This window comes from Kitasatospora sp. MBT66, assembly GCF_000710405.2.
Classification (GTDB): Bacteria; Actinomycetota; Actinomycetes; order Streptomycetales; family Streptomycetaceae; genus Kitasatospora; species Kitasatospora purpeofusca.
On the sequence record NZ_JAIY01000007.1, the window covers coordinates 236,828 to 239,979 of the forward strand.

The 3,152-nt window shown below is 75.1% G+C and carries 3 protein-coding genes; 1 reads left to right on the forward strand and 2 read right to left on the reverse strand.

Annotated features, from left to right (window positions below; all coding sequences use genetic code 11):
- Positions 1 to 18 precede the first annotated feature (18 nt).
- A complete protein-coding gene (locus tag BI06_RS20580; RefSeq protein WP_078880281.1) occupies positions 19 to 1,524 on the reverse strand; it encodes an MFS transporter in 1,506 nt (501 codons plus the stop codon).
- Between the two features lie 94 nt (positions 1,525 to 1,618).
- Between BI06_RS20580 and BI06_RS20585 the strand changes: the two genes are divergently transcribed.
- Positions 1,619 to 2,524, forward strand: coding sequence for a helix-turn-helix transcriptional regulator (locus BI06_RS20585; protein WP_030395802.1), 906 nt, complete (start codon positions 1,619 to 1,621; stop codon positions 2,522 to 2,524).
- Between the two features lie 404 nt (positions 2,525 to 2,928).
- Here BI06_RS20585 and BI06_RS50970 read toward each other — a convergent pair.
- Positions 2,929 to 3,152, reverse strand: a 224-nt coding sequence (locus tag BI06_RS50970; RefSeq protein ID WP_043470402.1) for a hypothetical protein, incomplete at its 5' end; no start/stop codon positions are given.

Sequence of the window (3,152 nt, forward strand, 5' to 3'; positions counted from 1 at the left end):
AGGACCCAGGGGCGGCCGTCAGCCGATGGAGCGGGGGAGGCGGGTCGTCAGGTAGAGGACGGTGAAGGACCCCAGGAGCTGGATGCCCAGGCAGAGGGCGAGCGCGCGGTCCATGCCCAGCGTGGGGGAGAGGCTCAGGTAGAGGGAGCCCAGGGTGGCGACGCCCAGGGCGAGACTGGACTGCTGACCGGTGGCGAGGACGCCGCTGCCCACGCCCGCCCTGGCGGCGGGGACCTTGGAGAGGACGACGCGGAACAGCGGGGTGCCGATCAGGCCCTGGCCGATGCCGGCGAGGGCGACGCCGGGGGCCATCCGCAGCGGGGAGAACCCGTTCCAGTCGGCGAGCACGGTGACGGCCAGGGTCACGAGGCCGAGGGCCTGGACGACGGCGCCGGCGGTCAGGACCCGGCTGCCGAAGCGGCCGATCAGGCGCGGACCGGAGAGCGAGGCGGTGAAGTAGCCGACGGCCATCGGGACCAGTGCCCAGCCCGCCGCGACCGGGCCGAGGTGCAGGCCCTGCTGGAGGGCGACCGCGATGACGAACATGAAGCCGCCGAAGCCGCCGAAGTAGGGGATGGCGATGCCGAGGCCGCGTCGCATCTCGGGGATGCGCAGCAGGGTGGGCGGTACCAGCGGGGCGCCGCCGAGGCGCTCCGCCCGGCGCTCGACCAGGGCGAAGGCGGTGGCGAACACGGGGAACAGGGCGAGCAGCAGCCAGGACCACAGCGGCCAGCCGGCGGCGCGGCCCTCCATCAGCGGCACCAGCAGGGCGAGCAGGGTGGCGGTGAGCAGCACCGTCCCGGCGACGTCGACCTTGGCGCCCTGCGGGGCGCGGCTCTCCGGGACGAAGCGCAGGGCGAGGACGAGGGCGAGCAGGGCGAAGGGGACGTTCAGCAGGAAGACCGAGCGCCAGCCGGTGCCGAAGAGGTCGGCGGCGACCAGCATCCCGCCGAGCACCTGCCCGATGACCACCGAGATGCCGCCGACCGCGCCGTAGACCGAGAGGGCGCGCCCGCGCCGGGCGCCGTGGGTGGCGGCGGTGATGGTGCCGAGGACCTGGGGGATCAGCAGGGCGGCCGACGCGCCCTGAGCGGCCCGGGCGGCGACCAGGCTCCATGCGCCGGGGGCGAGGCCGCAGGCGAGCGAGGTCACGGCGAAGGCGGCCGCGCCGACCACGAAGAGCCGGCGCCGGCCGAAGAGGTCGCCGAGTCGTCCGCCGAGGACGAGGAGCACGGCGAAGGCGATGCCGTACCCGGCGGCGACCAGTTCCAGGACGGCGGGGCCGGCCGCGAGGTCGTGGTCGATGGTCGGCAGGGCGACATTCACTATGAAGAAGTCAAGCATCGGGAGGAACGCCCCGAGCAGGACGGTGACCAGTCCGGCTGTACCGAGGGAAGGGGAGGAGGGAGCGGACGGAGGAGGGGAGAGAGGGGAGGCCGGGGCGGCGGTGGTGCCCGGGGAAGCTGCTGAGGCGGCGGTGGGGAGGAGGGGCCTGGTGGCGGTCAGTTGCTGGGTCACGGTCATACGATCCGCCGTGCCGCACCCTGGTACCAGAGTGTGCTTATCCAGGTATAGGGAGTACCTGGCAACAGGATGAGCTGTGCCGCATGCTGGTGGAATGAGTCTGACCGCCGTCACGGCGACCACCGGGAAAGTGCCCGCCGATCCTCGGCGGCAACAGTTGGCGGCGTTCCTGCGCAGTCGCCGGGAGCGGGTCACCCCCGAGCAGGTGGGGCTGCCGCCGACCGGTCGGCGGCGGACGCCGGGGCTGCGCCGTGAGGAGGTGGCGCAGATCGCCGCCGTCGGGGTCACCTGGTACACGTGGTTGGAGCAGGGGCGCGAGATCCAGGTGTCCGTGCAGGTGCTGGACGCGGTGGCGCGCGCCCTGCTGCTCGACCCCAGTGAGCGGGCCCATCTGTTCACCCTGGCCGGCGCGGAGGACCCGGCGCCGGTGCGGGAGTGCCCGACCGTCACGCCCGCGGTCCGGATGACGCTGGACCGGATGGCCCCCTACCCGGCCGCGGTGATCAACTCCCGCTACGACGTGCTGGCCCACAACACGCAGTACACCGGGATCGTCGGCGACCTGGCCGCGCTGCCGCCCGAGGACCGCAATCTGATGTGGCTGGCCTTCACCCCCTCGCGCTTCCACGAGGTGCTGGTGGACCACGAGGAGGAGCGGGACGTCATGGTCGCCCGGTTCCGGTCCGGGATGGGCGACCACGCGGCCGAGCCCGCCTGGCGGACGCTGCTCTGCCGGCTGCGGAAGGCCTCCCCGGTGTTCGACGAGGCCTGGCAGCGGCACGACGTCCTGCGGCCGGGGAACGGCCTGAAGCGCTTCCTGGTGCCGGGGGTGGGGCTGCTGCGGCTCGACTACACCAGCTTCTGGCTCGGTCCGGCCCAGGGGTCGCGGATGGTCGTCTACACCCCGAAGGACGAGGAGACCGCCGCGCTGCTGCCCCGGCTTCCCACCCGGCCGCCGTCGGCCGCGGCGGGGGCGGGATCGGGGGTGCCGCTCGGCTGACGGCCGCCCGGTGCGGGCCAGACCGAGGGTCAGGCAGAGCGCGGCCAGCGGGAGCTCGACACAGCCCGCCATGATCAGCGCGGCGAGCGTCTCCCGGCCCGGCAGCGCGGTGGCGATGTCGACCAAGGCGTCGCCCGCCAGCAGCAGGGCCACCACCGCGGCCGGTCCGGCGGTGGCCGCGCCGCGGCGGCGCAGCCCGGCGTCGAGCCGGAGCAGGGCCGCCAGCTCGCACAGGTCGAAAGCGGCCCACGCGGTGTCGCCCTCGGCCACCAGCAGGGCCGTCCAGGGCAGCAGCAGGAACGCGGCGAGCGCGGGCACCCGCTCGGCGAGCGGGCCGAGCACGGGACGGCCGGCCCGTGCGGCACGCGGCGCGAGGGCGGGGGCGAAGCCGAGGACGGCGGTGCTCATCGGGCACCCCCGGCGACGGCGCCGACCCGGGCCCGGACCAGCGGCGACCGCTCGGGGGCGGCACCGCCCGCCTCGACCAGCACACCGTCGAACACGCCCTCGCCCCAGGCGAGCCAGAACTCCCCGCCGACGGTGACCACCTCGGCCGCGCGGACGACCGGGGCGGGTCGGCCGGGCAGCCGGAGCAGCCGTCCGCCGGTGAACCCGACGACCGGGACCG

Excerpts from the sequence above, each read along its gene's own strand:
- BI06_RS20580 (WP_078880281.1), bottom strand. The coding sequence starts at position 1,524 with ATGACCGTGACCCAGCAACTGACCGCCACCAGGCCCCTCCTCCCCACC.
- BI06_RS20585 (WP_030395802.1), top strand. The coding sequence starts at position 1,619 with ATGAGTCTGACCGCCGTCACGGCGACCACCGGGAAAGTGCCCGCCGAT.